We start from the raw sequence: 25,510 nt of genomic DNA, 5'->3' as shown, positions 1-25,510 counted from the left end.
AACCCACAACATTTCGCTCTAACATGACCTGATACTCATGCCTCGATGTTTTGCCATTCCCGGACCCTGTGTTTATGAGAGATCTACCCCCGACCGCGACCTTGCGGGCTTTCGAAGTATCCACCCGGCACCCGACGTTCACCGCCGCCGCGCAGGAACTGCATGTGACCCAGAGCGCGGTCAGCCATCAACTGCGACACCTGGAAGAACTTTGGGGCTTGCAGCTGTTTGAACGGGGCAAGTCGTTACGCCTCACACCTGCAGGCGCTACGCTGGCGCCGATTGTGCGCGAGTTCTTCATGACCCTTACGGCGACGCTGGCCGATTTGCGCGAGCAAAAGGGCAGGGTGCGGCTCAGCGTCAGCACGACCTATTCCTTTGCGTTGAAATGGTTGCTGCGACGCTTGCCAAGCCTGGCCCGCCAGCACCCGGAACTGTTGGTGTCGCTGGACACCACGGACAAGGTCATCCATTTCGCCAGCAGCGAAGCCGATGTCGCGATCCGCTTGGGCAAGGGCGACTATCCCGGGCTGTATTCACAGTTTTTGTTCGGTGAGCAGGTTTTCCCGGTGGCCAGTCCCGAACTGCTGCAACGCGTCGGAATGCCTAGCAGTCCCGCCGACTTGTTGCAGTTGCCGCTGCTGGCTCGCGACGGTGCCGAACTGGCGCCGAAATGGGAAGCGTGGTTCCAGTCCGTCGGGCTGGCGTTTTTGCCGCTGCGGGAAAGTGTCAGGTTTGGCGATACCAATATGACGGTCGAGGCGGCTTTGCTCGGCCATGGCATTGCTCTGGTGCGCAGCGGGCATGTCGAAAAGGAAATCGACGATGGCCGTCTGGTGCGGCTGTTCGATGTGCCGTTTCAGTCACCGCTTGCCTACTACTTCGTCTGTCCCAAGGGCGTTGAGTTACAGCCGCACATTGTGAGTTTTCGCGAGTGGTTGCTCAGTGAGGCACTTAAAGTGCGCGGCGACCTCGCTTGAAGTATGAAGAATCGCTCATGGCACAGTGAGGAGTCTTCTCTGTAATCCGTCCGTTCGGGCTGCCTAAAATGGCCAATGCCTACTCATCTCGTCCTCCTTGTCCTGTTCGCCGCGCTGCTGCACGCCGGCTGGAATGCATTGCTGCGCGGCGGTGCCGATCGGCTCTGGTCGATGACGGTGATGTGCGTTGCCATCGCCATAGTCTGTGCAGTTGCCGCGATGTGCATGGTGGCGCCTGCGCCGCAGAGCTGGGGGTATGCGCTGCTGTCGGCATTGCTGCACGTTGGCTACAACCTCTTTCTGGTGCGCAGTTACCGGGTCGGCGATCTTGGGCAGATTTATCCGATTTCGCGCGGTTCTTCGCCCGCGTTGATCACGCTGGGCGCCGCATTGTTTGCCGGCGAAACCATCACCCCCGGCGAATTGCTCGGCATTGCGCTGGTGTCAGGCGGAATCATTTCGCTGGCTTTTCGGGGACGCAGGCTGTCGGTGCCCAGCCTGCCTTACGCATTGGGAACCGGCTGCTTTATCGCGGCGTATAGCGTGGTCGATGGCATTGGCGCGCGGCTTTCCGGTGCACCGCTGGCCTACACGGTGTGGATGAGCGCCTTATGGGGCGTGCTGATGCCGGTGGTCTACATCGGTCTGCGCGATGCCCGCAGCCTGTTTTCGATCCGGCCCGGAATGTTTGCTGCGGCAATGGGCGGGCTGGTCTCTCTGCTTGCCTATGCAATCGTTATCTACGCGATGAACGAAGCCCCGCTGGGCGCGGTGTCAGCCCTGCGTGAAACCAGCGTGCTGTTTGCGGCGCTGCTTGGCTACCTGTTCCTCGGCGAAACACTTACCGTCGGCCGGATGCTGGCCTGTGTGGTGATCGCCAGCGGCGCGATCATCATCGGCTGATTCGGCTTTATTTGCTCAGGAGTAGTTTTCATGGTCAACGTCTCGCAGGCTCCGCTGATTCTGATCACGGGTGGCAGTCGTGGAGTAGGCGCCGCCACCGCCCGACTCGCTGCTGCCCAAGGCTACGATGTCGCAATCAGTTACGTTGCCAATGAGTCCGCCGCGCTGGCGGTTGCGGCGGATGTCGAAGCGATGGGGCGCAGGGCGTTGGCGATGCGCGCCGACAGTGCCGATCCCGAGCAGGTCGCGAGTCTTTTTACCGCGATCGACCACACGTTCGGGCGAATCGATGTCCTGGTCAATAACGCTGGGGTGCTGGCGCAACAGTCACGTCTGGAGGACCTCGGCTTCGAACGCATGCAACGCATCTTTGCGGTCAACTCCCTCGGGCCGATACTGTGCGCCCAGCAGGCCGTAAAGCGCATGTCCCTGCGGCACGGCGGTGCGGGCGGCGTGGTGATCAATGTGTCGTCGGCCTCGGCCCGTCTGGGTAGTCCGAATGAATATGTGGACTACGCAGCATCAAAGGGTGCGCTGGAAACGTTCACCATCGGATTCGCCAAAGAGGTCGCCCGGGAAGGAATACGCGTCAACTGTATTCGCCCCGGACATATCTATACCGATATGCACGCCAGCGGCGGCGAGCCGGGGCGGGTCGATCGGGTCAAGGACTCGATCCCTATGGGGCGAGGCGGTCAGCCGGAGGAAGTGGCGCGGGCCATTTTATGGCTGGCTGGCGCAGAGGCATCATTTGTTACCGGTACATTCCTCGACGTAACGGGCGGTAAGTGAGACAGGGGCAAGGATCATCGATTCCTTGCGCTCGACTTCAAGTAATCGCGGGCTGCCTCGCCTTGCGACTCAAGCCCGGTGTCCTGCCCGTAATACGCTTGAATGCACGACTGAACGCAGCCTGGGAGGTATAACCCAAACGCTGCGCCACCTCTTCAATCGGCAGCCTTTCGAGCGTCAGCCACTGGCTTGCAAGCCGCATTCGCAGTTCGGTCACGTAGCGCAGTGGAGTCATGCCAATCGTGACCTGGAAGCGCTCCGCGAATACCGAACGTGAGGTATTGCAGTGCTCTGCCAACTGCGCAACGGTCCAGTCGCGGCCCGGTTGTTGATGGAGCGCAAGCAGTGCACCGGCCAAGCGTGGATCGCGCAAGGCGGCGATCAGACCCGAAGCATTGCCGCAGGCGCATTCCACCCAGCCGCGAACGACCATGGCGGCCACCACGTCGGCCAACCGCGCGAGGATGCCGGCAAAGCCCACGCGGGCGGCGCTGACCTCGCGCTCCATGGTGGCCAGGATCGGTACCAGTCCGGGATAACGCTGGCCACCGGCATCAATCAGCATCAGGCCCGGCATCAGCCGGCCAAGGCCATGGATACTGCCCAGTTCAAACTCCATGCAACCACTGAACAAGATAGTGCTCGGCGTTGGGCTGGCATCCGCTCCGGTATCCACCGCGCTGACGGTGTCACCCAAGGTTTCGCCGCTTAGGCGGTCGATGTCTTGGACAGGCGCATCCGGATGGGAAAACAGTTGATGGGCCGCGCCATGGGAGATGAGTACGGCGTTGCCGGCAGTCAGCGCGTACGTGCTGCCGTCCTCCATTCGCAATACCCCATTGCCGACGGCCATGAAGTGGAACCAGGCGTGCCCAGGTTTTTCCGCGAAGCCCAAACCGAAGGTCGGTCCCGCCTGAATGCGCCGGTATTCGACGCCACGCAGGCGCATACCGCGCAACAGCTCGTTGATGAGATCCGAGGAAAGAGCAAGGTGATCTGCGGTCATCGTTCAGGGGCTTTAGTCAAGAAGTGGAGACTTTTGATCATAGATCATCCGATTTTCGGCGCCTAGACTTCGGCTCGCAATGACCATTTGGAGATCTGTGCAATGACTGACTGTGTATGTAACGCCGTATCCGACCGCCATTCAGGCGTCGGCGCGGACTTGGAACCTGCGACGCCCGCGTGGATGGCCGTCTTCTCGTTGGCAATGGGTGTGTTCGGGTTACTGACCGCTGAATACCTGCCGGCGAGTTTGTTGACACTGATGGCTACCGACCTGGGAGTGTCCGAAGCGCTGGCTGGCCAGGCGGTAACGGTGACAGCCGTGGTGGCGCTGTTCGCGGGCTTGTTGGTGCCAGGTCTGACCCGCGGCATCGACCGACGTTGGGTTTTGCTGGGTTTTTCCACGTTGATGGTGGCCTCGAATCTTTTGGTGGCCGTTTCCTCCAGCTTCGCGGTGCTGTTGTTGATGCGCATCTTGCTGGGTATTGCCCTTGGCGGGTTCTGGAGCATGGCGGCAGCGGTAGCGATGCGTTTGGTGCCGAGTGCCTTGTTGCCTCGGGCGTTGTCGATCATTTTCAGCGGCATAGCCATTGGGACGGTGGTGGCAGTGCCGCTGGGCAGTTATCTGGGCGGGTTATATGGCTGGCGCTGCGCGTTCTTTGCAGCGGCGGCGGTAGGCCTGGTGACCCTGGCTTTCCAGTCGCTCACTCTGCCGCGCCTCGCGCCGCGCCGGCCGGCAAGACTGCGCACCGTTTTCGAGGTGTTGCAGCGTCCGGGCATCGCCATCGGCATGTTCGGCTGTGTACTGGTGCACAGCGGGCACTTTGCGATGTTCACTTATGTTCGGCCATTCCTTGAAGGGACTACCGGCATCGGTCCGCAAGGGTTGTCGCTGATGCTGCTGGGGTTCGGTGCGGCGAACTTCGTCGGCACGCTGTTGACCGGCAGGCTGCTGGAGCGCCACCCGCTGGCGACGCTGGTGTTGATGCCCGCGCTGGTCGGTGTCGCAGCACTGGCGTTGGTGCTGTTGCCGGCCTCGGTGCCGGGGCAGGCGGTATTGCTGGCGATCTGGGGTCTGGCCTTTGGTGGTGTGCCGGTGGCGTGGTCGAACTGGGTCGCCAACGCGGTACCTGATCAGGCGGAAAGCGCCGGGGGCATGGTGGTGGCCTCTGTGCAGTCCGCCATTGCAACGGGCGCGGCCGCTGGCGGTGCGATGTTCAACCTCGGAGGAAGTGCAGCCGTGTTCGTAGCGGCTGCCGTGCTGATGCTGCTGGCCGCGTTACTGATTGCGCTGCGTGTCCGCGTGCCTTCTGTCCATGGCGTTCGCCAGGCCAAGCCTGCGTTGCACCTTTGATGCGGTTTGCCAAACCGCTTCAAGTTCGTCCGTAATCAGGAGATATCCCAATAGAAGCCTAGAGACTATCCGGATCGCCAAAAAACATCCGGAAAGGTCCGTATGTCGAGGGCTGCATGATGCTTTTTGCGGGATATACCCCCAGTCATACTCCCAAGTGAGTCCGCTGAGCGGGTAGGGGCTATCAGGATGGTTTTACGAGCGAAAACGGTCAAGGATCAGGGGTTCAGGACTCGCTCCAGTCGCTTCGTGTGGCGGCGACCAGTGCATACCAGCCATCCGGAGGATTGCCCCGGCCCAGCATTTTCTCGAACACGGCATAGGGATCGGATTTGCTGCCTGCCCGTGGCCTGCGTCAGATCTTCTGGCAGCGCGGTTCGAATGTCGGCCTCCAGTAAGCCGAGGAATACGCCGATGGCAGGGTCTTCATGGGCAGTTTTTACACGACTGACCACGACTTCATCCTCGTGCACATCGAATGCGATCTTGCCCCAGCTATCCAGAGCCAGGAGTTGGCAAACGGATTTGGCATGCCGTCCCCCATTTGGAAGCCGTCAAGGCGCGGATGGGCGCAGCACTCGCATGGAGTCACTCAAATACGAGATCCATGATGCCGGTTGCTCTGAAGCGGGAACTTCGTCGATGCTGTCCATGTACGAGATGATTTTTCTGCTCAGCGGCGAAAGCCCAAGACGCTCCAGATCGCTGCGTCTGTCACAAAAATGGATCGGTGGAGAGCCACTGATGCGACCTTGTCTCATCCACTGATGTCTCAAGCTGCCGTCCTGCTGGCTCGGCAAGCAGGTCTAACGCAGCATCGAGTCCGACTTAGTCTCTGAAGCAGCGCTGCTGAGCAGCCAAATCAGCGCAGGGGATTGCTTGACGTGTTCTGCCATGGTTGTCATTGCAACCTTGAGAGGCGGAATAGTCGACACGACGACATCGTAATTCTCGGCAGGCTGTAGACGAACGCCAATGATGACACTTTTGTCTTCTTGTTCGCGGGCGTAAGCGATAAAGCCATTCTCCAACGGATGCACATATTCTCCAGTCCGCACGTCGGGATAGTTAGGGGTCTTGTGGAAATCACTTCGTAGTGCAATGACTTTGGTCGCGGCCTTGAAGGCCGGACTGAAGTTGTCGGTAAGGTAGCCGTAGCTCATGGCAAATAGCACGCTAATGATCAGTGCCCCTGCGCCATGGAACATGATCATACTGCGCGATTGCTTGAATTTAGATTGAAAGCCGAGGAGCGCCACCAAGCGGATCATATGTTGCCAGGCTGCTTCGAATGGCAGGCTGATCATCGCGATGACCATGATCAGCACTGCTGTCAGACCAAGGAGTATTGCCACCACAAGCAGCCACGATGGAATGTAGAAAAGCAACGCGAGAAAGCCGACTGTCAGATCAAAACTTTGAGGGGGCAGCCCTAACGTCTCGGCAACCGCGAAACGCGCGCATGCTGTCGACATCAGCAGTGCGAGCAGATGCATAATGATGATGGGCGTTTTGGCGAATGGCTTATCCCATGCTGTATGGAGCCAGCGGGCGAAAGGGATGCACCAGGCAATGAATCCGCAGATTATCAATGCAGCCGCGACCGTCGTCCCGATGGTAAACGCGGATATGCCCGTGTATAGGGCAGCTGCAATCGTGATGAGGTACGTAACTACCGAGGCGAGATAGAACCGTTGGGATACGGAATATTGCTGGAATTTGGCGAGCAGTTTTGCTTTCAGAGCTATCATTTTAGTCCTTGAACTTCTTTTCCGTGCTTCTAAAATCCAGGCGGATAGCAATACTTGGCAGTCTTGATGTACGTCTTGTTTTGCCAATTGAGGTGGATGACCCCGTGGCGGCCCATCAAACCACCACGAGTTCAGCTTATTTATGTGGGTACGACTGGCGAATCAATCGGCTTGGCAGACAATTCGCCACATCCCGCGTACGCCGTCTTCTACCCAAGTGCCTTCCAGTACATTCGAGCCTTCGAAGCGGTGCAGCGTTGCTCTGCCGTCGAAGCCTTCGGCTCGCAGTTCGTAATGCCCCGGGCCTTTTGCCTGGCCTCGGTACTGCCAGGTCTGACCCGCGTCGTCATAGGCGACGGTGATAAACTCGCTGTTGATCGTAACCTTGCAGGGTTCATCGAACGAGGCGGCACTGCTGGGGCGGAAGGTGTCCATTTTGGCGTACATGTTGGCGTCCTTGTAAAGATATCAGGAGCGGTTCAGGGCAGCAGCCAAGTGCTGTTTGGGGTGGTTGACCGGATGCCGACTGCCTGGCACTGCTCTAGAATCGGCAGAATGTAGGTGATGTTGGTACGGCCTGGCTTGCCTTCTGCTCTGTAACGAGCCGCCCGGCAAAGTGGGCCGGCTTTTTCGTACGTATGGTTGGAGCTGATTTCCACAGCTTGTGCTTGGCCGAAATGATTGTTACCGGCGAGGTAGTCCAACGTTTGCTGGAAAGCTGCTCGAGTCAGCGCCAACTGCGAGTCTTCCGATCCGGTCTCAATCACAACGCGATTTGCATCAACGGTCGTGATACGGAAACGAGCGCTACGCGACGGTGTTTGCAGTTCCTTGCCTTGCAGGCGGCTGATCAATGCCCAGAGAGTGTTGTCGACTTGAATGATGTGCTGCATGGGATAATTCCTTCGTTGCTGAACGGACGCTAGCTTTAACCTGAAGCGACTTATGGAATCTTGATACCCAACGCATTCAGCGATGGCGTATCCATCCGGCCATTCACGGTCAGCCCACTGTCCATCTGAAAGGCCATCAACGCACCACGTGTCGCCTTGCCCATCACCCCATCAATGGTGCCTTGGTAATACTGGCGCACCATCAGCGCGGTCTGTACACGGGTGACCAGGTTGCTTTTCTGCTCATTGGTCGGGCGGCTCTTTGAAGTGCTCGAACTTGTCCCGCTGGTAGTGCCAGACGACTGATAAAGGCTGTTGCTGCTTGACGTGCTGCTCGAAGCACTCGGCGCGCTGTAGCTTCGGGTACTGGTAGCGGGTGGGCTGTAGTAGCGAGGTGCGCTATAGCTACTCGAGCCGCTGTAGTGAGAACTGTGCGAACTGTGGGATCGGTGTGAACTGTGAGAGCGATGTGCCGCATAGATGTTGACGGTGTCTGGCGCATTGAGCGTATCGGCAAATACCGGGGGCTGTAGCTTGTCGTTGGGTTGCCAGTTCGCATCGGCGAGCGACAGATGGCCCGCCTGTGCCAGGGTGGTACCTGCCATTGGCAGCAAGCTGATCCCACTGATCAGGACTTTCCAGCGGTCGAGCAATTTCACTGTGCACTCCTTGCATAGGCGCTAAAGGCCTCGGTCGATAGTAGTTGTACGCCGCGGCTCTGCCAGCGGTCGGTGTGGGATTTGAAGAAGCCAGAGCAATGTTTGACGGCAGCGCATTGCTGGCAACTATCGATGAACAGGTTCTTCCAGTCCGAGATGCTTTGGCGGGCGAAACGCGAGAGGTGGGCCGGGATCAGGCACAGGGGCAAGTTGTAGATCGAAACCGGCACTCCGCGGTTGAACAGGAAATACACGGCCTGGCTCAACGACTCTTGATAGTCCAGCGGGTCAACCCATAGTTCTTCGTAGTTCTTCCTGGCCAGGCCGGTACTTTCGATACCCATCAGCGCAACATGCCGCACGAAGGGCAGGTTCCTGAACACGTAGTGGGCGAGTTCAGGCAAGCGTGGCGTGGTCAGGCGATTGAGCACCACGCGTATCTCGATGATCTGGTTGGCGCGCGCCAGGTTGTAAAGACCTTGCAGGGTTTCGCTGAACGCGCCTGGAGCCTGCACCACATGGTCATGGTCTTCGGCATTGTCGGCATACAGCGGGATGCCCCAGCTCAACTGAGGGTGGCCGATGGCAGAGAGCGCTGCGATCCAGCTCGGGTCTTGGAACAGACGCCCGTTACTGAGCACATGAATGGGTTTCTGCGGCAAAACGGCTTTGCACTTGGCCAGGATTTCGAGCAGGCCGTCGCGATAAAGCGTTGGTTCTCCGCCGCTGATTCCCAGATTTTCCTCGCCCGGATCCATCAGGTCGATCAGCCGTAGGTTCTCCTCGATGTGCCAACGGTCATCGATATCTTTGGGCGGCTGCGAGCACATCAGACAGAGGCTATTGCAACGATCGGTCATGAACAGCAGGTTGCTGTCTGAGCCTCGTCGATAGAGCACTCGCACCATCGCGTTGCCTGGTGTGATGGCAATGACATCGCCGGGCTGCACGACATCCGCATCTTTAGGGGTGTGCAGGTGTGGCCGCGCGCTGTCGAAGTCGCCAATCAATGGCTCCGGGATCAGGAATCCACCCACTGGTAATGAAAGCAGATGCGGGTTCCGTAGCCGTTCTTCGTTTGGCAGCCAAAGCAGCAGGTCACCGAACTCAGCGCTTCCGGCACAAACAGCCAGGCCTTGTTCGATGAACTCATCCAGAGTGATGACCTTGAGCAGTTTCGGCTCATTCAGGTGATGGATTTCGAAGTGGGTATCTTTGCGCAGCATCGCCATCAGCCCCTGTAACCCGGGAACCGGACATCGTTGTAAGAGCGCCTGTTCAACCAAGACAGCAACACTCTCTGCACGTTGTCGTCGCCATCGCAAAGCAGGCCGAAAAGATGCTTCAGCAGCCCCATGTTCTTCTTGCAGAAGCTGCTGAACACTCGGTGTCCGATCGGGTCAGCCTGGCGGGCATAGTGTTCGACGGGATCAGCACCACAGTACGGGACAAGTGCGCAATCGGAGCAGCCCGGCAGCGCCTCTGCTACACCACTGGCGAGCAACGCATTCATAACGGACGATGCGAGTAATTCAGACAAGGGTTGCTGCACGGTGCCGAGCCTCAAGCCGTCTTCACCCATCTCCAGCAACATTCGGGCTTCGTCCGAGGGATAGACGTAACCGTCATAGTTATAGACCAGCGCCGCAGTCCCTGCGCCAGTGGGGGAGCGCAGGTCTACATAGCCGGAGGAGAAGGGTGTCAGGATATTCTTCAGCAACAAGCTCGTATAACTCTCTGAGAGATATACGCCCTGTTGGTTGATATGCAGCAAATAGGCCAGCGCCTTCTTGTAGAAGGCCAGATATCGCTCAATAGGGTAATCAAGTCGATGGGCACTCTTGGTGGCAAACCCATAAGGGCTCAGAGGCCGAAGCGAGATGCTGGAGAAGCCCTGGCTTACATACTCATCGATGATCGCTTCAGGTTGTTCGAGGCTTCTTGAAGTCAGCGTGGTCAGCGCGGAAACTGCATCATGGCCAAGGCGCTCACGGACCCACTGGATGCCTTTTACAGTGCGTTCGTAGGAGTCTCGTGACGGGGTAGGGCGGTTGGCATTGTGCAAGGGCGCCGGCCCATCGAGCGAGGTCGAAAACTGGATGCGATTTTGTTCTGCGAAATCGAGTATTTCCTCCGTCAGGTGGTGCAGCGTGGTGGTGATGACGAACTGGATATCCCGTTGTTCGACCACGTTCCGTTCAACGACCCATTCGACAATCTGGCGGACGCGCTCGAAGGCCAGAAGCGGCTCGCCACCCTGAAACTCCACAGTCAGGGCGGGAGCGTTCGATTCGAACAGGCGATCGACCGCCGCCAGTGCATCCGCTTCCGACAGGTCGTGGCTGGATCCTCCCAGAGGGGCCCGCGACACCTGGCAGTACTGGCAGGTGTGGTTGCAGCGCAATGTAACCACGAACAAGTGCAGTGCAGGGCCTTGGAAGATGAAGTCCTTGCGGCTGCGATACTGCGCGGCCATTTCCGGGAACGGGTCGTGGCGGCCTGGTTCGTAGATGAAGTGGCGGGCCAGCAGGTCCTTGTAAAAAGGCGTACTTGCTTGAACGTCGAAGTAACTGAGGGCTCGTAATTGCGCGTCGTTCACGTGCATGTACTCACCGGTATCGGAGGTGAGTAGGATGTCACGGTCACGTCCCGTGTTCATGCGCATGAAACGAAAAGGCAGCAAGCGGTAGTGCTTGGCGTCTGTCGCAATCAGTGTCACTGCGAAACCCCACATCCAGCGAGCGCGGCTCGGGCCAGGACTTCGCGCAGCCCTGCTGTTTCGCGGTTGATATGGTCGCGGAGGGCGAAGTCGTTCAGATGCTGAAGGATCAGCGAGTGAGCCTGCTCCGGGGAAAGCGTTAGCCTTGCTTCAGCTGGGTGGGCCGTGAGGCTTATCTGATTGGCTTCAATACCGACCTGGATCGTGACAGTGTCGGCCAGGGAATAAGCGGCGCGTTGCACCACGCTGAGCGGGTAGGCTGCGTTGTCGAGTTTCAGCGTGACTGGCCATGTCATCGGAACCGGTCCTTCAAATCCGTTGGGAACGTGTGGATATTGCCGGTTTCCGAGGCATTGTGCCATCATAATTTTTTACATTTGCACGCATTTGTCCAGCGTGGTGGGTGGTGCGCTAACTACGGCTCGGAATGATACGGGGTAGGGTCGAGGGTTCATATCTCCCTCAGTCAACCCATCCTCATCTATAGCCTGCTTGGCCTTCAGGCTGGGGGCATCCTTTTCAACCCATCCAAAGCATGTCCTCATATATGCCCCCAATGTAGCAATCCATTGGAAGTGAATGGAGCTCCATGGTTTGTGGAAAGGCAGAAATGATCAGCCGAACAGCCTATCAGGCGGCGCCTAAAGACTATCCGGATCCCCGAAAAACATCTGAATCCGCGACCGCAACCACCGCTCACCCGGATCGTTATCCTGCGACCCACGCCACGCCATGTGCAGCTCGAAAGTGCGTGTCGGCAACGGTGGATCTTCCGCGCGAAGACCACCAGCCGCCGTCAGCGCTTCCGCCGTGTAATCGGGAACGGTCGCGACGATGTCGGTGCCCGCCAGCAGCGTACCCAACCCGTTGAACTGCGGCACCGCCAGGACCACATGGCGTTTACGCTCGAGTTTTTCCAGTTCTTCATCGACGAAACCACTGAGGTCGCCGGCAAACGACACCAGCGCATGCGGCCGGGCGCAGTAATCGTCGAGGCTCAGCGGCCCCGGCACAGTATCGGCGCGCAGCAATTTGGGTGCGCTACGGCGCAGGACTTTGCGTTTGGCGTTGGCCGGCAGGTCGGTGGTGTAGCTGACGCCGATCGAGATTTCGCCGGAGGCGAGCAGGCCGGGCATCAGGATGTAGTTGACGCGGCGCACCACCAGCACGATGCCCGGTGCCTCGGCGCGCAGGCGCTTGAGCAGCATTGGCAGCAGTGCGAATTCGACGTCGTCCGACAGGCCGATGCGGAACACCGAAGTGCTGGTCGCCGGGTCGAATTCCGCTGCGCGGCTGACGGCTGTCGAAATCGAGTCCAGGGCCGGGGAGAGCAGGGCGAAGATTTCCACCGCACGGGCGGAGGGCTCCATGCTGCGCCCGGTGCGCACAAACAAAGGGTCGTCGAACAGGCCGCGCAGGCGTGAAAGCGCCGCGCTGATCGCTGGCTGGCCGAGAAACAGCTTCTCCGCCGCACGGGTCACGCTGCGCTCATGCATCAGCGTTTCGAACACGATCAACAGGTTGAGGTCGACACGACGCAGGTCATTACGATTCATCTGGAGTCCTGGCAGAGTCATCAAGCTTGACGAGAGCGACCATATGAGAACAATGGCCGGCATGAATCTTACGGGGAAAGGCTGGTAGTCTGCACCGGGTAATTCAGCTTTACTGAGAAGGCGGCAGCAGTTTTTTCATGGATTTTCTCAATGCTGACCATGCTGCGGAATCAATGACAGGCATGTCGACTATTAATAGCCACTGATAGTCTTGGCTGGAAAGCCCAGATAGAGTTCATGGCATTAGAGGTTACTTTGACGAGGTTTGCGATGTCCCGCACGATCCGTTTTCACAAGTTTGGTCCAGCCGAGGTGCTCAAATGCGAAGAGCATGCGGCTGCTCAGCCAGGTCCTGGCGAAGTGCAGGTGCGTGTCGAGGCGATCGGCATCAGCTGGTATGACACGCTCTGGCGCCAGAATCTGGCGTCGTCCCAGGCGCGTCTGCCTTCCGGCCTCGGTCATGAAATGGCCGGCGTGGTCACGGCCATCGGCGACGGCGTCGAAGATCTGGCCGTGGGCGACAAGGTGGCCAGCTTCCCGGCCGAGAGCCCCAATGATTATCCGGTCTACGGCGAACTGATCGTTCTGCCGCGCACCGCGCTGACCCGTTATCCCGACGTGCTCAGCCCGATTGAAGCCAGCGTGCATTACACGCCGCTGTTGATCGCCTATTTCGGTTACGTTGATCTGGCACGGGTCAAACCCGGGCAGTTCGCCCTGGTGACCGACGCCAGCCACTGTGCCGGTCCGTCCTTCGTCCAGTTGGGCAAGGCGCTGGGTGTGCGGGTGATTGCTGCCACCAAAACGGCGGAGGAGCGTGAGTACCTGCTGTCTCTCGGTGCCGAGAAAGTGATCGTCACCGAAGAAGAAGACCTGTTGATGCGGATCAACAAGATCACCGACAACCGCGGTGTCGACGTGGTGTTCGACGGTCTCGGCGGGCCACAGATGTCGCTGCTCGGCGATGTACTGGCACCGCGTGGCAGCCTGGTGCTGTACGGCCTGCAGGGCGGCAACCAGACGCCATTCCCGGCCTGCGCAGCGTTCCAGAAGAACATTCAGTTCTTCGTGCATTGCATCGGCAACTTCACCGGCAAGCCGGAGCTCGGCATCGTTCAGGATCACGTAGCCTTGCAGCGTGCCTTGCGTGATATCAACCAGCTCACTGCCGACCGTGTGCTGCTGCCGCTAAAAACGCGTGTGTTTCCGTTCAACGAGTTTGTCGAAGCTCACCGCTACATGGACGAGTGCCCATGCCGCGAGCGGGTTGCCCTGCAAATCGAAACTGCCTGACCCTTCCAATCAGAGTCCGTGGCCCCACGGACTCTTGTGCGTTTAATCCTTCAGATATCGAGAAACCCCTGGGCCAGACGCCTGGGGACGTTCAGCAACTGAACTGGTTTTTGCTCTCGATCTGTATCTTCTAATTGCCCTCCAGACCCTGATAATTGAATGACTACTTTCATCTCAAGGAATGAGCTATGTCTGTGCATTCTATTTGTTCTGTGCAGTATCAAACGGCTGTTTATCATCGCACCTCAAACTTCTGTTTAAAGTTTGTAGGGCTGCCATGTAATCCCTTCTTTTTTTCTTGTGCTCATTATGTGCAGGGGCTTGTAAGAAGTTTCCTAGGAAATCCCTGCCTTGCGAGGAGTCCAGCAGCGACGGGGCTTTCAGCCATGTCGCTCGTGATTCTTAAATGCCATGCGCTCAACTGTTTCAAATAACTACAAAAACATAAGTGTTAGCATTTAAGCGTCTATTAATTAATGAAGAATGATTGCGCGTCCGCCATTTTTCGGCCGCGCGATATAAAACCTTTGATACCGGGTGAAGTACTGATGAGCACGATCCATGATCAGGCAATGAACTATGTCTACCAGCAAGTTTTGCAACGACTGCTGAGTTTCTTTTCCCGGGCCGAGCGCACGGCATTGCAGCTGTTGATCCAGCGTCTGGCGGTCGCTGCCGGGGGCATGGATCGCATCGGTGAATTCAAGGTGTTGGTGATTCAGTCCGGCACACGCGACTGTTGCTACAGCCTGGCCCTGTTGCGCGCAGCGCAGTTGAGCATCGCCGGCCGCGCACCTGCCACATTTCAGTTGAGGGTCGCGACCCTGCGGTGCAACGGCGTACCGGCTTCGGCGTTGCACAACCTGCATCGCAGTTTCAGCGCACTGTTTCTGCATGATGACCCGAGGGTCGAGTTGTTGATGGTCGATCATCGGGAAATCCTGCCTTTCAACCATCTGGCGCCCATCTGCGATGAAGGGCGCGAGGCCGGCAGACTCGACCTGCTGATGGTGGGGCATCGCCGTGAATGGGATGAGGATCTGACATTGTGGGATGACCAGTATCTGACCACCGCTGAGTTCTATGGCCAGGTCGCCCGATGGAGCAACGGTGTCGATGCCTTGATCAGCAGCGACAACGCGCGCCGTCAGGAGCAGTTTCTCGATGGTCTGGACAGGGCAGTGCGCAAGGTCGGGATTGGCGAGTTGTCGCGAAAGGGCGGCGGGTTCGATGAGCTGTTCAGTCTGCTCGACAGCCTCGGCGGCGATTGTTATCGCGAACTCTACTCGCAAGACGATCGGGTGCCTTGGCGCCCCCTCGGCGAGTTCGAAGCCTGTCGTCGCACCAGCTATATCGGTATTGACGATATGGTCGTCGGCAAAATGGAGGAACGCTGGCCCTTGCTCAGCGATTTCCTCGGGTTTCAGGCCGACGATCTGATGCTTGAAGCGCGCACCGGCGAGTGCGCTGATCCCCTGGTCGACGCCTACCTGAAAGGGTTGCAGGCCAGTTACACCGAAGGCCGGACCTATGAGACCGGCGTATCGGACTATCTGCAGCAATGCTTGGCGACGATGCGCCGCAGAAACACGCCAGAGCAGGTTTGCGAACGTTTTGTCTCCACATTCGGCAACTCTTGCGATCTAGCCGAGCAACGGTCGCTGGCAGCGTCGTCCCTGCAAAAGAATCTCGGCCTCAACGAGTCGCAACTGGTGTGTCTCCTGTTCGCTCCCTTCAACGATGCCGGTGCCGGCCTTGAGCGATTCCTGCGCACCTGTCATCCGGGGATGCTGGTCGCCATGCCGGACCTGCACCGCGCCATGCAGGGCCTGCACGCACCGGAGCAGGTCTTGCAATGGATGACCGATGTCAGCGGCTTGCCACTGCGACTGATCTGCCGGTTGTATGCAATGGGGGCTGTCCGGACAGGCGAGCACGTCGCACAAGCGCAGGAGTTGCCCGAGCGCGAGGTGACTCTTGGCGACCGCTCGGCGGAAGGTTGAATGGGATTTTGCTGCCCGATCACACGGACGTCTCAGCGGACGTACCCTCATGAGTGAGCCGAGAGAATCTGATTTTGCCTACCAGGCTGTCTATCGCTACCTGACGCAACTGATCAGCGAGCCGGGCAACCAGGGAGCGATTCGACTGCCATCGTTGAGGCAACTGGCCGAGCGGTTGAACGTGTCGATCTCGACCATTCAATACGCCTACGCACTGCTGGAGAAAGAAGGCCGGGTCTATTCCGTAGCCAAATCCGGATATTTCGCGCAGCCTGCATCGTCGTTCATGCCGCCCGGACGCGGCGGTGATTTGCTGGAAACGGTGTACGTCAATGCCAGATGCACTGGCATGCAGGTATTGAGCGCCGATGAGCCGGCGTCGATCCAGCCTCTCGATCGTCCGTTGCTGATGCTTGAACGAGAGCTGTTGCGCCAGTATCCCCGGCACCTGCAAACGCCGGCCCAGCCTTGCGGCGAGCTGGAGTTGCGCACGCTGCTGGCGGCCCGCTACACGTCATCGGCTGCCCATTGCTGGCACGCTGAAGATGTCTACATCGGTGCCGATCTGCGAGGAGTGCTGGAAATCCTGATCGCCGTCCTTGAGTTGCGCCACGCAACCGTGGTGATCGAATCGCCGTGTGACTGGATGATCCTGCGCTTGTTTCAGTCCGCCGAGGTTCAGGTGATCGAGTTGCCGCTGCAGCCAGACGGGGCATTCGATCCGCAGAAACTCCAGAGACTGCTTGAAAGCGAGCGGGTCCGATTGATCCTGCTGTCCTCCCGATTGAACATGCCCCACGGGAGTCGTATCCCGCCGGCCAGCCGTGAGGCCATTGCGCATTTGCTGCTGAGTCATGGCACCTGGTTGCTGGAAAATGACTGCCACGGCGACTTGCTGGACGACGCCGAAGGGGAGCCGCTGCGCGAGTTGGTGGATCCCGACCGTCTGCTGGTGTTTTCCATGTTCGAAAAAATCATCGGGGTCGAAGCCCCCTACGGTTTTGTCCTGTCGCGGCAATGGCGCGCGGACCTGCAGCGTCACTTTCTGTTGCGTTCGTTTCGCCTTTCACCAATCCGCCAGAAAGCGATTGCACGACTCTATGCGAGCGGGCGGGTCGACCAGCATCTGCCGATGCTCAAGCGCTTGCTCAAGGAGCGCCGGACTCAATGGATCAATTTGATACGCGAACGTCTGGGGGACATTCTGCACGTCATCGAACCTGAGGGCGGTGCGACGATCTGGCTGCATTCTGCGCGCCCGGTCGTGATGGACGCGGTGTTTCAGCGGCTGCTCAAGCAACATGTGCTGATTGCGCCGGGGGAGTTGTTCAGCCTCAGAGGGTTGCACGCGCAGCACATGCGTTTGAGCGCGATTGGTGGCACGGAACACGAGTTGTTAAGACTTGTCGGACTGCTTGGGGATGCGTTGCGACTGGCTCCGCGGACAGATGCGCGAAAACACTCGGCTTGTACGCAATAGACCCCATCGCACTCCGGACAAACTGCCAGTAAACTCCGGTGTAATTTCCTGAACCACTCTATTTCAGAGGTTTTGCATGACACTCAGTCCTTTTGCGGGCAAACCGGCACCGGCAGAATTGTTGGTCGACATCCCGCGACTGGTTACGGCGTATTACACCGGTCAACCCGACGCCTCGGTTTCCACCCAGCGCGTGGCGTTCGGCACCTCCGGGCACCGGGGCAGTTCCTTTGATTTGAGTTTCAACGAGTGGCACGTTCTGGCCATCAGCCAGGCGATCTGCCTGTATCGCGAAGCCCAGGGCATCACCGGGCCGCTGTTCGTCGGCATCGACACGCATGCGCTGTCGACCCCGGCCGGGGCGAGCGCCCTGGAAGTACTGGCGGCAAACGGCGTGACCGTTATGATCGCCGAAGGCGATGAATACACGCCGACCCCGGCGGTTTCTCACGCCATCCTTTGCTACAACCGTGGTCGCACCACGGGGCTTGCCGACGGCATCGTCATCACCCCGTCGCACAACCCGCCACAAAGCGGCGGCTACAAGTACAACCCAACCAACGGCGGCCCGGCCGACACCCACATCACCAAGTGGATCGAAGCCAAGGCCAACGAACTGCTGGCCAACAAACTGGCCGGCGTCAAACGCATCAGCTACGAGCAAGCGCTCAAGGCCGAAACCACCCACCGTCACGACTACGTCAACACCTACGTGGCCGACCTGATCAACGTCATCGACTTCGATGCCATTCGCGGCGCCAAACTGCGCCTGGGTGTCGATCCGCTGGGCGGAGCAGGGGTGCGCTACTGGTCGGCGATTGCCGAGCACTATCGTCTTGACCTGGACGTGGTGAACAAGGAAGTCGACTCGACGTTCCGCTTCATGACCGTCGACTGGGACGGGCAGATCCGCATGGACCCATCGTCCAGCCATGCCATGCAAGGCCTGATCGGTCTGAAAGAGCGCTTTGACGTGGCGTTCGCCTGCGACCCGGATCACGACCGTCACGGCATCGTCACACCGTCCGGCGGCCTGCTGGCACCGAACAACTACCTGGCGGTGTCGATCGACTACCTGTTCCAGAACCGTCCGCAATGGCGTGCCGACGCAGCCGTGGGTAAAACCGTGGTCAGCAGCGGTCTGATCGATCGTGTGGCCAAGCGCCTGGGCCGTCGCCTGTACGAAGTGCCGGTCGGCTTCAAATGGTTCGCCGATGGTCTGTTCGACGGCTCGCTGGGTTTTGGCGGCGAAGAAAGCGCCGGTGCCTCGTTCCTGCGCAAGGACGGCGGTGTCTGGAGCACTGACAAGGACGGTCTGATTCCAGCCCTGCTGGCTGCTGAAATGACCGCCCGTACCGGCCGCGACCCAAGCCAGGCCTATCGTGCGTTGACCGATGAGCTGGGCGAGCCGTTCTCGGTGCGTGTCGACGCCAAGGCCAATCCGGAACAGAAAGCGCTGCTGAGCAAACTGTCGCCGGAGCAGGTCACCTCGACCGAACTGGCGGGCGAGAAGATCCAGAGCATTCTCAGCAAGGCTCCAGGCAACGATCAGGCCATTGGCGGTCTGAAAGTGATGACCGAAAACGGCTGGTTCGCTGCACGTCCGTCGGGCACCGAAGATATCTACAAGATCTACGCCGAAAGCTTCATCGGCGACGACCACCTCAAGCAACTGGTGGCCGAAGCGCAAACTCTGGTAGACGGTGCGATCAGCACCAAATAAATCCAGACAACGGAAAAGGGCGACCCTGAGGTCGCCCTTTTTTGTGCCCGCGATTCGCCGATCAGGCCAGATCCACCAACACGATCTCGCTGTCTTCCAGCGCCGTGACGGTCAACATCTGTTCATCAGCCACCGCCACACCGTCGCGAGCTTGTGCACGCAAGCCATTGACTTCAATGACACCCGTAGCCGGAACCAGATAGGCACGACGTCCGGCGTCGAGGCGGTATTCAGCGGTTTCCCCGGCCTTGATATTGGCCGCCACCAAACGCGCGTTGGCGCGGATGCGCAGGCTTTGATCGTCACCGTCTTTGCCGCTGGCGAGGGTCACGAAACCTTCGCGGTCGCCTTTCGGGAACGGTTTGGCGCCCCAGGACGGTGGTGCGCCGGTTTCGGTCGGCAGAATCCAGATCTGGAAGATCTTGGTGTCCGTGGCTTCCAGGTTGTATTCGCTGTGGGCGATCCCGGTGCCGGCGCTCATGACCTGCACGTCGCCAGCCTCGGTGCGGCCTTTGTTGCCCAGGTTATCCTGGTGGCTGATCGCGCCTTCACGCACGTAAGTGATGATTTCCATGTCGCGGTGCGGGTGAGTAGGGAAGCCCGTACCGGCGGCAATGATGTCGTCGTTCCACACGCGCAGGTTGCCCCAGCTCATGCGTTGCGGATCGTAGTACTCGGCGAACGAAAAATGGTGATGGGCATCCAACCAGCCGTGATGGGCGCCGCCCAGCGAGCTGAAAGGTCTGAGTTCAAGCATGATCGTCTCCTCAAAAGGTTCGTCATGGGGCGTGATGCCTGAGCCACGAAGCGAGACCGGTGATTGATGGCAGGCATCATCTATCAGTCAACCATCGAGAAAAAGCGTAAAAAGTGCGGCATTCCCATCGAATCGATTGATGTTAAAAAAGCTCGAAATCGTCTCATCCGACCTTCAATTCATCGCCTAAACCAATGACCTGTAAGCATTTCGCTAGAACAAAAAAGCAAATGCAGACACCATAGCCCTCAACAGCCTCACATCCGGAGTCCGTCAGCGTGGCGCAACACACCCCCGATCTTCCCCCCGAACTTCGTCCCCTGGCCGAGATGCCCTGGTTCAAACGCCTGGCGGCGCGTTTCCTTGGCCATGGTCTGACGCAACTGCGCGCCCAGCACCGGGCTTCGTGGCTGCACGGTCAGGCCGACGGTTTTCGCAGCGGGCATACCGCCGGCGTGGATTACGGGTACAAGGAAGGCAAGGCTGACGGGCTGGAAGAGGGCCGCCAGGTCTTGTTGATCCGCGACAGCCGCAATACCGAGCATCGCCCGCCGGGTATCGACAATCATCTGTTCGACGACTGGCGCCTGCCGCTCAGCGCAGAGTTGAAGAAACGCATGAAAGCCGACGTCGCACGCCTGCTGCCTGCGCACGCCCAGCCAAGCGTGGCGCAGTGGAAGATGATTTTCAGCGATACCCCGTCAACTTCTGTGATTGCCGGCGCCGGAGCCGGCAAGTCGACCACGCTGGTGCTGCGGATCCTGCTGCTGACTCACTACCTGGGCTTTGAGCTCGATTCGATGACTGTAGTGACGTTCACCCGCGAGTCGCGCAAGGACTTCATCAACAAACTGATCGAACTGTTCGCATTGTGGGGCCGGGCACTCAGTCAGAAAGACGCGCGGGATCTGGTGCGCACCTTTCACTCGCGGATCCTGCCGATGGTCCGCAGCCTGCCGGGATTCGAGCGCTTGCAGGCATTCGAAAACCTCAGCCACCGCGCGCCGGGTGGAGATGAAGACGTCGACAGCAATCCGTTCGATCTGCGCATCAACGATGCACAACGCCAGCAGCTCAACGCCTGTTACCACCGTCTCTACAAAGAAGACCCGCGCTTTGCGCAACTGATCCAGCCGCTGTCCCGGCACGCCTTGCAGCTCAAGGAGCTGGAACGCGATCACCCGGACGTGCAAAAGCGCGTCGCTGTAACGGAGCTGGCAGCTCGCCGCGATGAAGAGCTGTGCGACATGATCGAAGACATGTGGCTTCGCGCCGGCGCCTGGCCGATCAAGGGCATCGAACCGAGCCGCCAGACATTCGAAATCAACGGCGCGTCCTTCCATTGCCACGGCTACATTCCGAGCCTGGACGCTTGGGTCGTGCTGGGCTTCGATCCACGGGAAAATCCGCAGGTCTGCCGTCCCAACGCCAAGCTGACGGTGCGTGCAGAGTGGGCGGTCAAGCGCACCCTGTTTCAAGCTTTCTGTCGTAAGCCATTGATTTGGCTTGATAGTTACGAGTCATCAAAACGTTTGTTGGCCACGCTGGCAGGTGATGTCAGCGCCGGTCCGGGCTTCGACTACAAGGTCAAGGGTGAGCTGGCGTCCGCGCCATTGCTCGACTGTTTTGTCGCCGCCGCAGGCTTCATCGAGAACCTGGGCCTGGATGTGCCGGACGCCGTTGGCCACATGAGTTTCGCCAAGGACGATCCGGACCGGTTTTTCTTCGAAGCCTTGAGCCTGTTCTGGCGCGCGCTGGAAGACCATTTGCTGGATCAGAAGCCGCCGGTCATGACCTACAACCGCATGTTCGCACTGTTCAGCGAGCATTCGCCGGAAAACTTCAAGCTGCTCAGCGATGAGTTGCTGCGGCCGATGTCGCACCTGATGATCGATGAGTTTCAGGACGTTTCGCCGCAGATCGTCTCGTGGATTCGCGCCAGCCTCTCGGAAATCCGCAGTCGCGGCCCGGCCATGCACGTTGGACGAGGCGCGCAGCGATCCTCGCTGCTTTGCGTAGGCGATGACTGGCAATCGATCTACGGCTGGCGCGGCAGTTCGCCGAGCTACTTCATGGAATTCAACAAGGAATTCCCGTCGCCGAGCACGACGCGGGTGATGCTCAGCGATAACTATCGCAGCCATCAGCACATCATCGACGCGGCGGAGCACATCGTTCGCGCGGCGCCGGCGATTCCGGGCAAGAAGGCCAAAGCCAGCGGCGAGGAGAGGCCGTTGCAGCCAGTCAACGTGCTGGAGCGCGACGATCAGGCGCTCGGCGAGCGCCTGGCAGAACACTATCGAAAGGGCGACTCAATCTTGATGCTCTATCGAAAAAGCAGCGATAAGTTATTGATAGAACAGCATATTCAGTCTGTAGTTAATGTAGATTCGAGCTTGCCGTACGAGTCCCGTCGACTGAAACAACTGACCTATCACAGCGCCAAAGGCCTGCAGGCCGACGCGGTTTTTTTGCTGGGTGATTGCCAGCACTTGACCAGTTCGCCTTACAAGAATCAGGTGTATCGCATGGCCGGACTGGGCAAGGCCGGTGACAGCGAGCCGTATGACAGCGCGCAGAAAGGCGAAATCCTGCGCCTGGCCTATGTCGGTATCACCCGTGCAGTCAGCCATTGCTACTGGTATGTCGAGCCGCAAGACACTCAAGCGGTCAACATGCCTCGGGCGTCGGACCGGGTCGCCAAAGGCAAACCGTTCTTCGTCGATCATCGTCCGGAAAAGAAAACGGCCTGAATCCAACGCCCATGAAAAAGCCCGCACAAAGCGGGCTTTTTTTATTTTGAATCAGCTAGTTACGCATAACTCTTGAGAGATTCCGGAGGAATGAAAGCCTCCAGCTCATCCTCAACGGCTTCGATTATTCTTTCCACATCCGCCGCGTTCATCACTGTGGCACAGGGAATGCCGGCGATCGCGATCAGGGTTTCGCCGCTGGCCCGATCGAACAGGCGCGCGACCAGACTGCCCGGCGCATCCATGGTCGCCTCGAAACCCATGGGATGAAAATGCCAGCGCATCAGCTGGCAGGCATTGGGGAACGTGACCTTGCTTGACCCTTTATTCATGTGTTGCCCGCCTTCTTCATCGAGCGCTTCCGTTTGCTCATGGTAGGTGGGAAGAGCCTTCATTGGCCCAACCGGTGATTGCCTTTAAAAGTAGCATCTGGATGTGAAATTCCTGTGAGAATTTTCAGTTCATTTAGCGATTGCGCGGATTTTTTTGATGTAAGTCACGCTCCACCCCAGTCGTCACCAAAGTGCCATTACGACGGGTTGTTGATGCAGGGCCAGAAGTTGGGCAAGCTCGGTTCTTTTTCCAAGAGTCCCTTATGCACGCCGATGATGACGGCCCGGAACAGACGCGGGCCACGGCCGAAACGGTCATGCGCTATCACCTGTGCTGGAAACACCGGGACCTGGATGGCGTGATGGCGCTGTACCACCCGGACATCCAGTACAACGATTTCTTCCAGAACCGCGTGCTCGGCCTCGACGAGTTGCGCGAGTACGTCCGGGTCAGCATGCCGCGCGAGTCCGACGAAGCGCTGGAGCATTGCGACCGCATCCGCATCGACGGCAACACCGCCTTCATTCAGTACGAAGTGACGTTGCGCGGCGGCAACGGGCTGGTGTCGTTTCGTTCCAGCGAAGCGATCACGGTCAAGGACGGGCAGATCTGGCGGGTCAACGAATATGCTTCGCTGGTGCGCGAGCAGGCCGAAAGCCCGACGGCAAGCAGCCAGCGCCCGGCGGTGAGTCGACTGGGGCTGTCGCCGCGTCAGCTGAGTTTCATGGCCGATGACTTGCAGCAGTATTTTCAGCGTCAGCAGCCTTATCTCGACCCCGAACTCGACCTGCAACGGGTGGCGAAGGAATGCGGGTACAGCCGCAACCAGATTTCCTATTTGCTGAATCAGGTGCTGGGGCAAAGCTTTTACCGTTACGTCAATCAGGCGCGTCTGCAACATCTATTGCAGTCGCTGAACAACGCCACGCCGCCGTTGCGCATCGATGAACTGGCCTTCGCTGCCGGTTTCAATTCGCTGTCGGCTTTCTATAGCTGCTTTCGCCAGCACACCGGCCAGTCACCCAAGGCCTACGCCAAGCAAATTTCTTTGCGGACACGCGCGCAAGACAATCCCTGAGTTCTGCCTCTAGGATCGACGCCATCGAAACCTGGATTGGCGGAGTCTTGCATGCCGGCGTGGCGCACTATCAGTTTGTGGATGGATCAACTCGACGAGCCGCTGACCGCGCGCCCGTCGCTTGCGCAGGACCTGGACGTCGACGTGGCGATCATCGGCGCCGGTTACACCGGGTTGTGGACTGCGTATTACCTGAAACAGCAGGCGCCGAGCCTGAACGTCGTCATCATCGAAGCGCAAACCGCCGGGTTCGGCGCGTCAGGTCGCAACGGCGGCTGGTTGATGGGTAATCTGCTGGGCGAGGATCGCCTGCTGGCCGGTCTGTCGCCACAACAACGCCGCGCTTCGTTCGACCTGTTGCACGGCATTCCTGATGAAGTAGAAGTCGTCCTCGAACGCGAAGGCATCGACTGCGATTACCGCAAAGGCGGGGTGCTGTACTGCGCCGCGCGCTATCCCGAGCAGGAAGCCAGTCTTCGCGACTACCTGAAGAAACTCCACGCTCAGGGCCTGACCGACGACGATTACCGCTGGCTCAGCCCCGAACAACTGGCGCAGCAGATTCGCATCGCCAAGCCTTACGGCGGCATCTTCGCGCCACATGTGGCGACCATTCACCCGGCGAAACTGGTGCGCGGCCTGGCGCGAACCGTTGAAAGCATGGGGGTGAAGATCTACGAAAACAGCCCGGTGACCCATTGGCAGGCCGGCAGTTTGCGGACCGACAACGCCAGCGTACGCAGCCGCTGGATTGTCCCGGCCATCGAAGGCTATTCCGTCACGCTGCCACCGTTGGGCCGTTATCAATTACCGGTGCAGAGCCTGATCGTCGCCACCGAGCCGTTGTCCGCCGCGACCTGGGACGCAATCGGCCTCAGTCGGGGGCAGGCTTTCAGCGAATTCAGTCGTCAGGTCACTTACGGCCAGCGCAGCGCCGACAACCGGCTGATCTTCGGCGCCCGTGGCGGTTATCAGTTCGCCGGCAAGCTGCGCCACAACTTCGACCTGACCCGCGATGAAGTCGAGCTGCGCCGCTACCTGTTCGGTGAGCTGTTCCCGCAGCTGAAAAACGTCCAGATCACCCACGCCTGGGGCGGCAACCTCGGCATGTCCCGGCATTTCAAACCGCACATGCTCTGCGACCGGGCCAACGGCATCGCGCTGTCCGGCGGCTATGGCGGGGAGGGTGTCGGCGCTTCCAACCTGGGCGGGCGGACGCTTGCGGATCTGATTCTCGAGCGCGACACCGAGCTGACGCATCAGCCGTGGGTGCTGCCCGACGGCGGGATCCACGCGCTGCGGGCCTGGGAGCCGGAACCGTGCCGCTGGCTTGGCTACAACGCGATCATCAAAAGCTTCGTCCACGAAGACCAGACCCTGGCCAACCCGGCGACCGCGCCCTGGCGGCGCAAGCTTGCCAGCCAGGTGGCCGGGTTCATGGAAGGTTTCATGCACTAAACGTTGTTTACTACGAGACA

General features: G+C 59.1%; 22 protein-coding genes and 2 pseudogenes. 11 read left to right on the top strand and 13 right to left on the bottom strand.

From position 1 onward, the window contains the following. The first annotated feature begins 74 nt into the window (after positions 1–74). The 3 genes from gcvA to K5E37_RS05285 all read left to right on the top strand — a co-directional run bounded on the left by gcvA (position 75) and on the right by K5E37_RS05285 (position 2,675). On the top strand, positions 75–980 hold the full coding sequence (gcvA, locus tag K5E37_RS05295) for a transcriptional regulator GcvA (RefSeq protein ID WP_221533315.1): 906 nt from the start codon (positions 75–77) through the stop codon (positions 978–980). Positions 981–1,055: 75 nt separating this feature from the next. Next, positions 1,056–1,883 carry an EamA family transporter gene (locus K5E37_RS05290; protein WP_221533314.1) on the top strand — a complete coding sequence of 276 codons (828 nt, stop codon included), beginning with the start codon at positions 1,056–1,058 and terminating at the stop codon, positions 1,881–1,883. A 30-nt stretch (positions 1,884–1,913) separates the two neighbouring features. Beyond that, positions 1,914–2,675, top strand: a complete 762-nt coding sequence (locus K5E37_RS05285; protein ID WP_221533313.1) for an SDR family oxidoreductase — start codon at positions 1,914–1,916, stop codon at positions 2,673–2,675. 37 nt (positions 2,676–2,712) lie between these two features. Here the strand turns inward: K5E37_RS05285 and K5E37_RS05280 are convergent, their stop codons facing one another. Then, positions 2,713–3,681, bottom strand: a complete 969-nt coding sequence (locus K5E37_RS05280) for an AraC family transcriptional regulator (protein WP_221533312.1) — start codon at positions 3,679–3,681, stop codon at positions 2,713–2,715. 102 nt (positions 3,682–3,783) lie between these two features. On the opposite strand from K5E37_RS05280, the gene K5E37_RS05275 reads away from it, so the two are divergent. Beyond that, positions 3,784–5,034: an MFS transporter gene (locus K5E37_RS05275; RefSeq protein ID WP_085745732.1), complete on the top strand. Its 1,251-nt coding sequence runs from the start codon at positions 3,784–3,786 to the stop codon at positions 5,032–5,034. A 226-nt stretch (positions 5,035–5,260) separates the two neighbouring features. Here K5E37_RS05275 and K5E37_RS05270 read toward each other — a convergent pair. The 10 genes and pseudogenes from K5E37_RS05270 to K5E37_RS05230 all read right to left on the bottom strand — a co-directional run. Next, a pseudogene (locus K5E37_RS05270) lies at positions 5,261–5,377 on the bottom strand (type II toxin-antitoxin system YhaV family toxin); the annotation flags it as partial. 7 nt (positions 5,378–5,384) lie between these two features. Next, positions 5,385–5,561: pseudogene (locus tag K5E37_RS29565) on the bottom strand (AbrB family transcriptional regulator); the annotation flags it as partial. A gap of 279 nt (positions 5,562–5,840) precedes the next feature. Then, positions 5,841–6,785, bottom strand: coding sequence for a hypothetical protein (locus K5E37_RS05265; protein ID WP_221533311.1), 945 nt, complete (start codon positions 6,783–6,785; stop codon positions 5,841–5,843). A gap of 162 nt (positions 6,786–6,947) precedes the next feature. Then, positions 6,948–7,232, bottom strand: a complete 285-nt coding sequence (locus K5E37_RS05260) for a hypothetical protein (protein WP_221533310.1) — start codon at positions 7,230–7,232, stop codon at positions 6,948–6,950. A gap of 32 nt (positions 7,233–7,264) precedes the next feature. Then, positions 7,265–7,678 carry a hypothetical protein gene (locus K5E37_RS05255; RefSeq protein ID WP_221533309.1) on the bottom strand — a complete coding sequence of 138 codons (414 nt, stop codon included), beginning with the start codon at positions 7,676–7,678 and terminating at the stop codon, positions 7,265–7,267. A 50-nt stretch (positions 7,679–7,728) separates the two neighbouring features. Continuing rightward, positions 7,729–8,337, bottom strand: a complete 609-nt coding sequence (hxsA, locus tag K5E37_RS05250; protein WP_221533308.1) for a His-Xaa-Ser repeat protein HxsA — start codon at positions 8,335–8,337, stop codon at positions 7,729–7,731. After that, positions 8,334–9,569 (bottom strand): His-Xaa-Ser system radical SAM maturase HxsC, encoded by a 1,236-nt coding sequence (hxsC, locus tag K5E37_RS05245; protein ID WP_221533307.1) that lies wholly within the window; start codon positions 9,567–9,569, stop codon positions 8,334–8,336. The genes hxsA and hxsC overlap by 4 nt, the downstream gene beginning before the upstream one ends. Next, positions 9,569–11,056: a His-Xaa-Ser system radical SAM maturase HxsB gene (gene hxsB, locus K5E37_RS05240; protein ID WP_221533306.1), complete on the bottom strand. Its 1,488-nt coding sequence runs from the start codon at positions 11,054–11,056 to the stop codon at positions 9,569–9,571. The genes hxsC and hxsB overlap by 1 nt, the downstream gene beginning before the upstream one ends. Further along, positions 11,053–11,352 carry a His-Xaa-Ser system protein HxsD gene (gene hxsD / locus K5E37_RS05235; protein WP_221397312.1) on the bottom strand — a complete coding sequence of 100 codons (300 nt, stop codon included), beginning with the start codon at positions 11,350–11,352 and terminating at the stop codon, positions 11,053–11,055. The genes hxsB and hxsD overlap by 4 nt, the downstream gene beginning before the upstream one ends. A gap of 345 nt (positions 11,353–11,697) precedes the next feature. Next, on the bottom strand, positions 11,698–12,612 hold the full coding sequence (locus K5E37_RS05230; RefSeq protein ID WP_074690647.1) for a LysR family transcriptional regulator: 915 nt from the start codon (positions 12,610–12,612) through the stop codon (positions 11,698–11,700). 270 nt (positions 12,613–12,882) lie between these two features. On the opposite strand from K5E37_RS05230, the gene K5E37_RS05225 reads away from it, so the two are divergent. From K5E37_RS05225 to pgm, 4 genes are all read left to right on the top strand, one after another. Then, positions 12,883–13,905 (top strand): zinc-dependent alcohol dehydrogenase family protein, encoded by a 1,023-nt coding sequence (locus K5E37_RS05225; protein WP_007954559.1) that lies wholly within the window; start codon positions 12,883–12,885, stop codon positions 13,903–13,905. A gap of 548 nt (positions 13,906–14,453) precedes the next feature. Continuing rightward, positions 14,454–15,908 (top strand): hypothetical protein, encoded by a 1,455-nt coding sequence (locus K5E37_RS05220; RefSeq protein WP_221533305.1) that lies wholly within the window; start codon positions 14,454–14,456, stop codon positions 15,906–15,908. Between the two features lie 49 nt (positions 15,909–15,957). Further along, positions 15,958–17,388, top strand: coding sequence for a PLP-dependent aminotransferase family protein (locus K5E37_RS05215; protein WP_085603773.1), 1,431 nt, complete (start codon positions 15,958–15,960; stop codon positions 17,386–17,388). 76 nt (positions 17,389–17,464) lie between these two features. Then, positions 17,465–19,111: a phosphoglucomutase (alpha-D-glucose-1,6-bisphosphate-dependent) gene (gene pgm / locus K5E37_RS05210; RefSeq protein ID WP_192561059.1), complete on the top strand. Its 1,647-nt coding sequence runs from the start codon at positions 17,465–17,467 to the stop codon at positions 19,109–19,111. 61 nt (positions 19,112–19,172) lie between these two features. Here pgm and K5E37_RS05205 read toward each other — a convergent pair whose 3' ends face one another. After that, entirely contained in the window at positions 19,173–19,868 is a 696-nt protein-coding gene (locus tag K5E37_RS05205) for a pirin family protein (protein WP_221533304.1), read from the bottom strand. A gap of 278 nt (positions 19,869–20,146) precedes the next feature. On the opposite strand from K5E37_RS05205, the gene K5E37_RS05200 reads away from it, so the two are divergent. After that, entirely contained in the window at positions 20,147–22,621 is a 2,475-nt protein-coding gene (locus tag K5E37_RS05200; protein WP_221533303.1) for a UvrD-helicase domain-containing protein, read from the top strand. A 59-nt stretch (positions 22,622–22,680) separates the two neighbouring features. On the opposite strand, the gene K5E37_RS05195 is transcribed toward K5E37_RS05200, so the two are convergent. After that, positions 22,681–22,953: a DUF1652 domain-containing protein gene (locus K5E37_RS05195; protein WP_011334086.1), complete on the bottom strand. Its 273-nt coding sequence runs from the start codon at positions 22,951–22,953 to the stop codon at positions 22,681–22,683. A 263-nt stretch (positions 22,954–23,216) separates the two neighbouring features. Here K5E37_RS05195 and K5E37_RS05190 point away from each other — a divergent pair, with 263 nt between their 5' ends. Then, positions 23,217–24,032, top strand: coding sequence for a helix-turn-helix domain-containing protein (locus K5E37_RS05190; protein WP_221533302.1), 816 nt, complete (start codon positions 23,217–23,219; stop codon positions 24,030–24,032). 51 nt (positions 24,033–24,083) lie between these two features. Further along, positions 24,084–25,490 (top strand): FAD-binding oxidoreductase, encoded by a 1,407-nt coding sequence (locus K5E37_RS05185; RefSeq protein WP_127798099.1) that lies wholly within the window; start codon positions 24,084–24,086, stop codon positions 25,488–25,490. Positions 25,491–25,510 lie beyond the last annotated feature (20 nt).

It is taken from the genome of Pseudomonas sp. RIT778 (genome assembly GCF_019718735.1).
Taxonomy (GTDB): Bacteria; Pseudomonadota; Gammaproteobacteria; order Pseudomonadales; family Pseudomonadaceae; genus Aquipseudomonas; species Aquipseudomonas aphyarum.
Note: the sequence above shows the minus strand (reverse complement) of the source record. Positions and strands in the feature narration are given on the sequence as shown.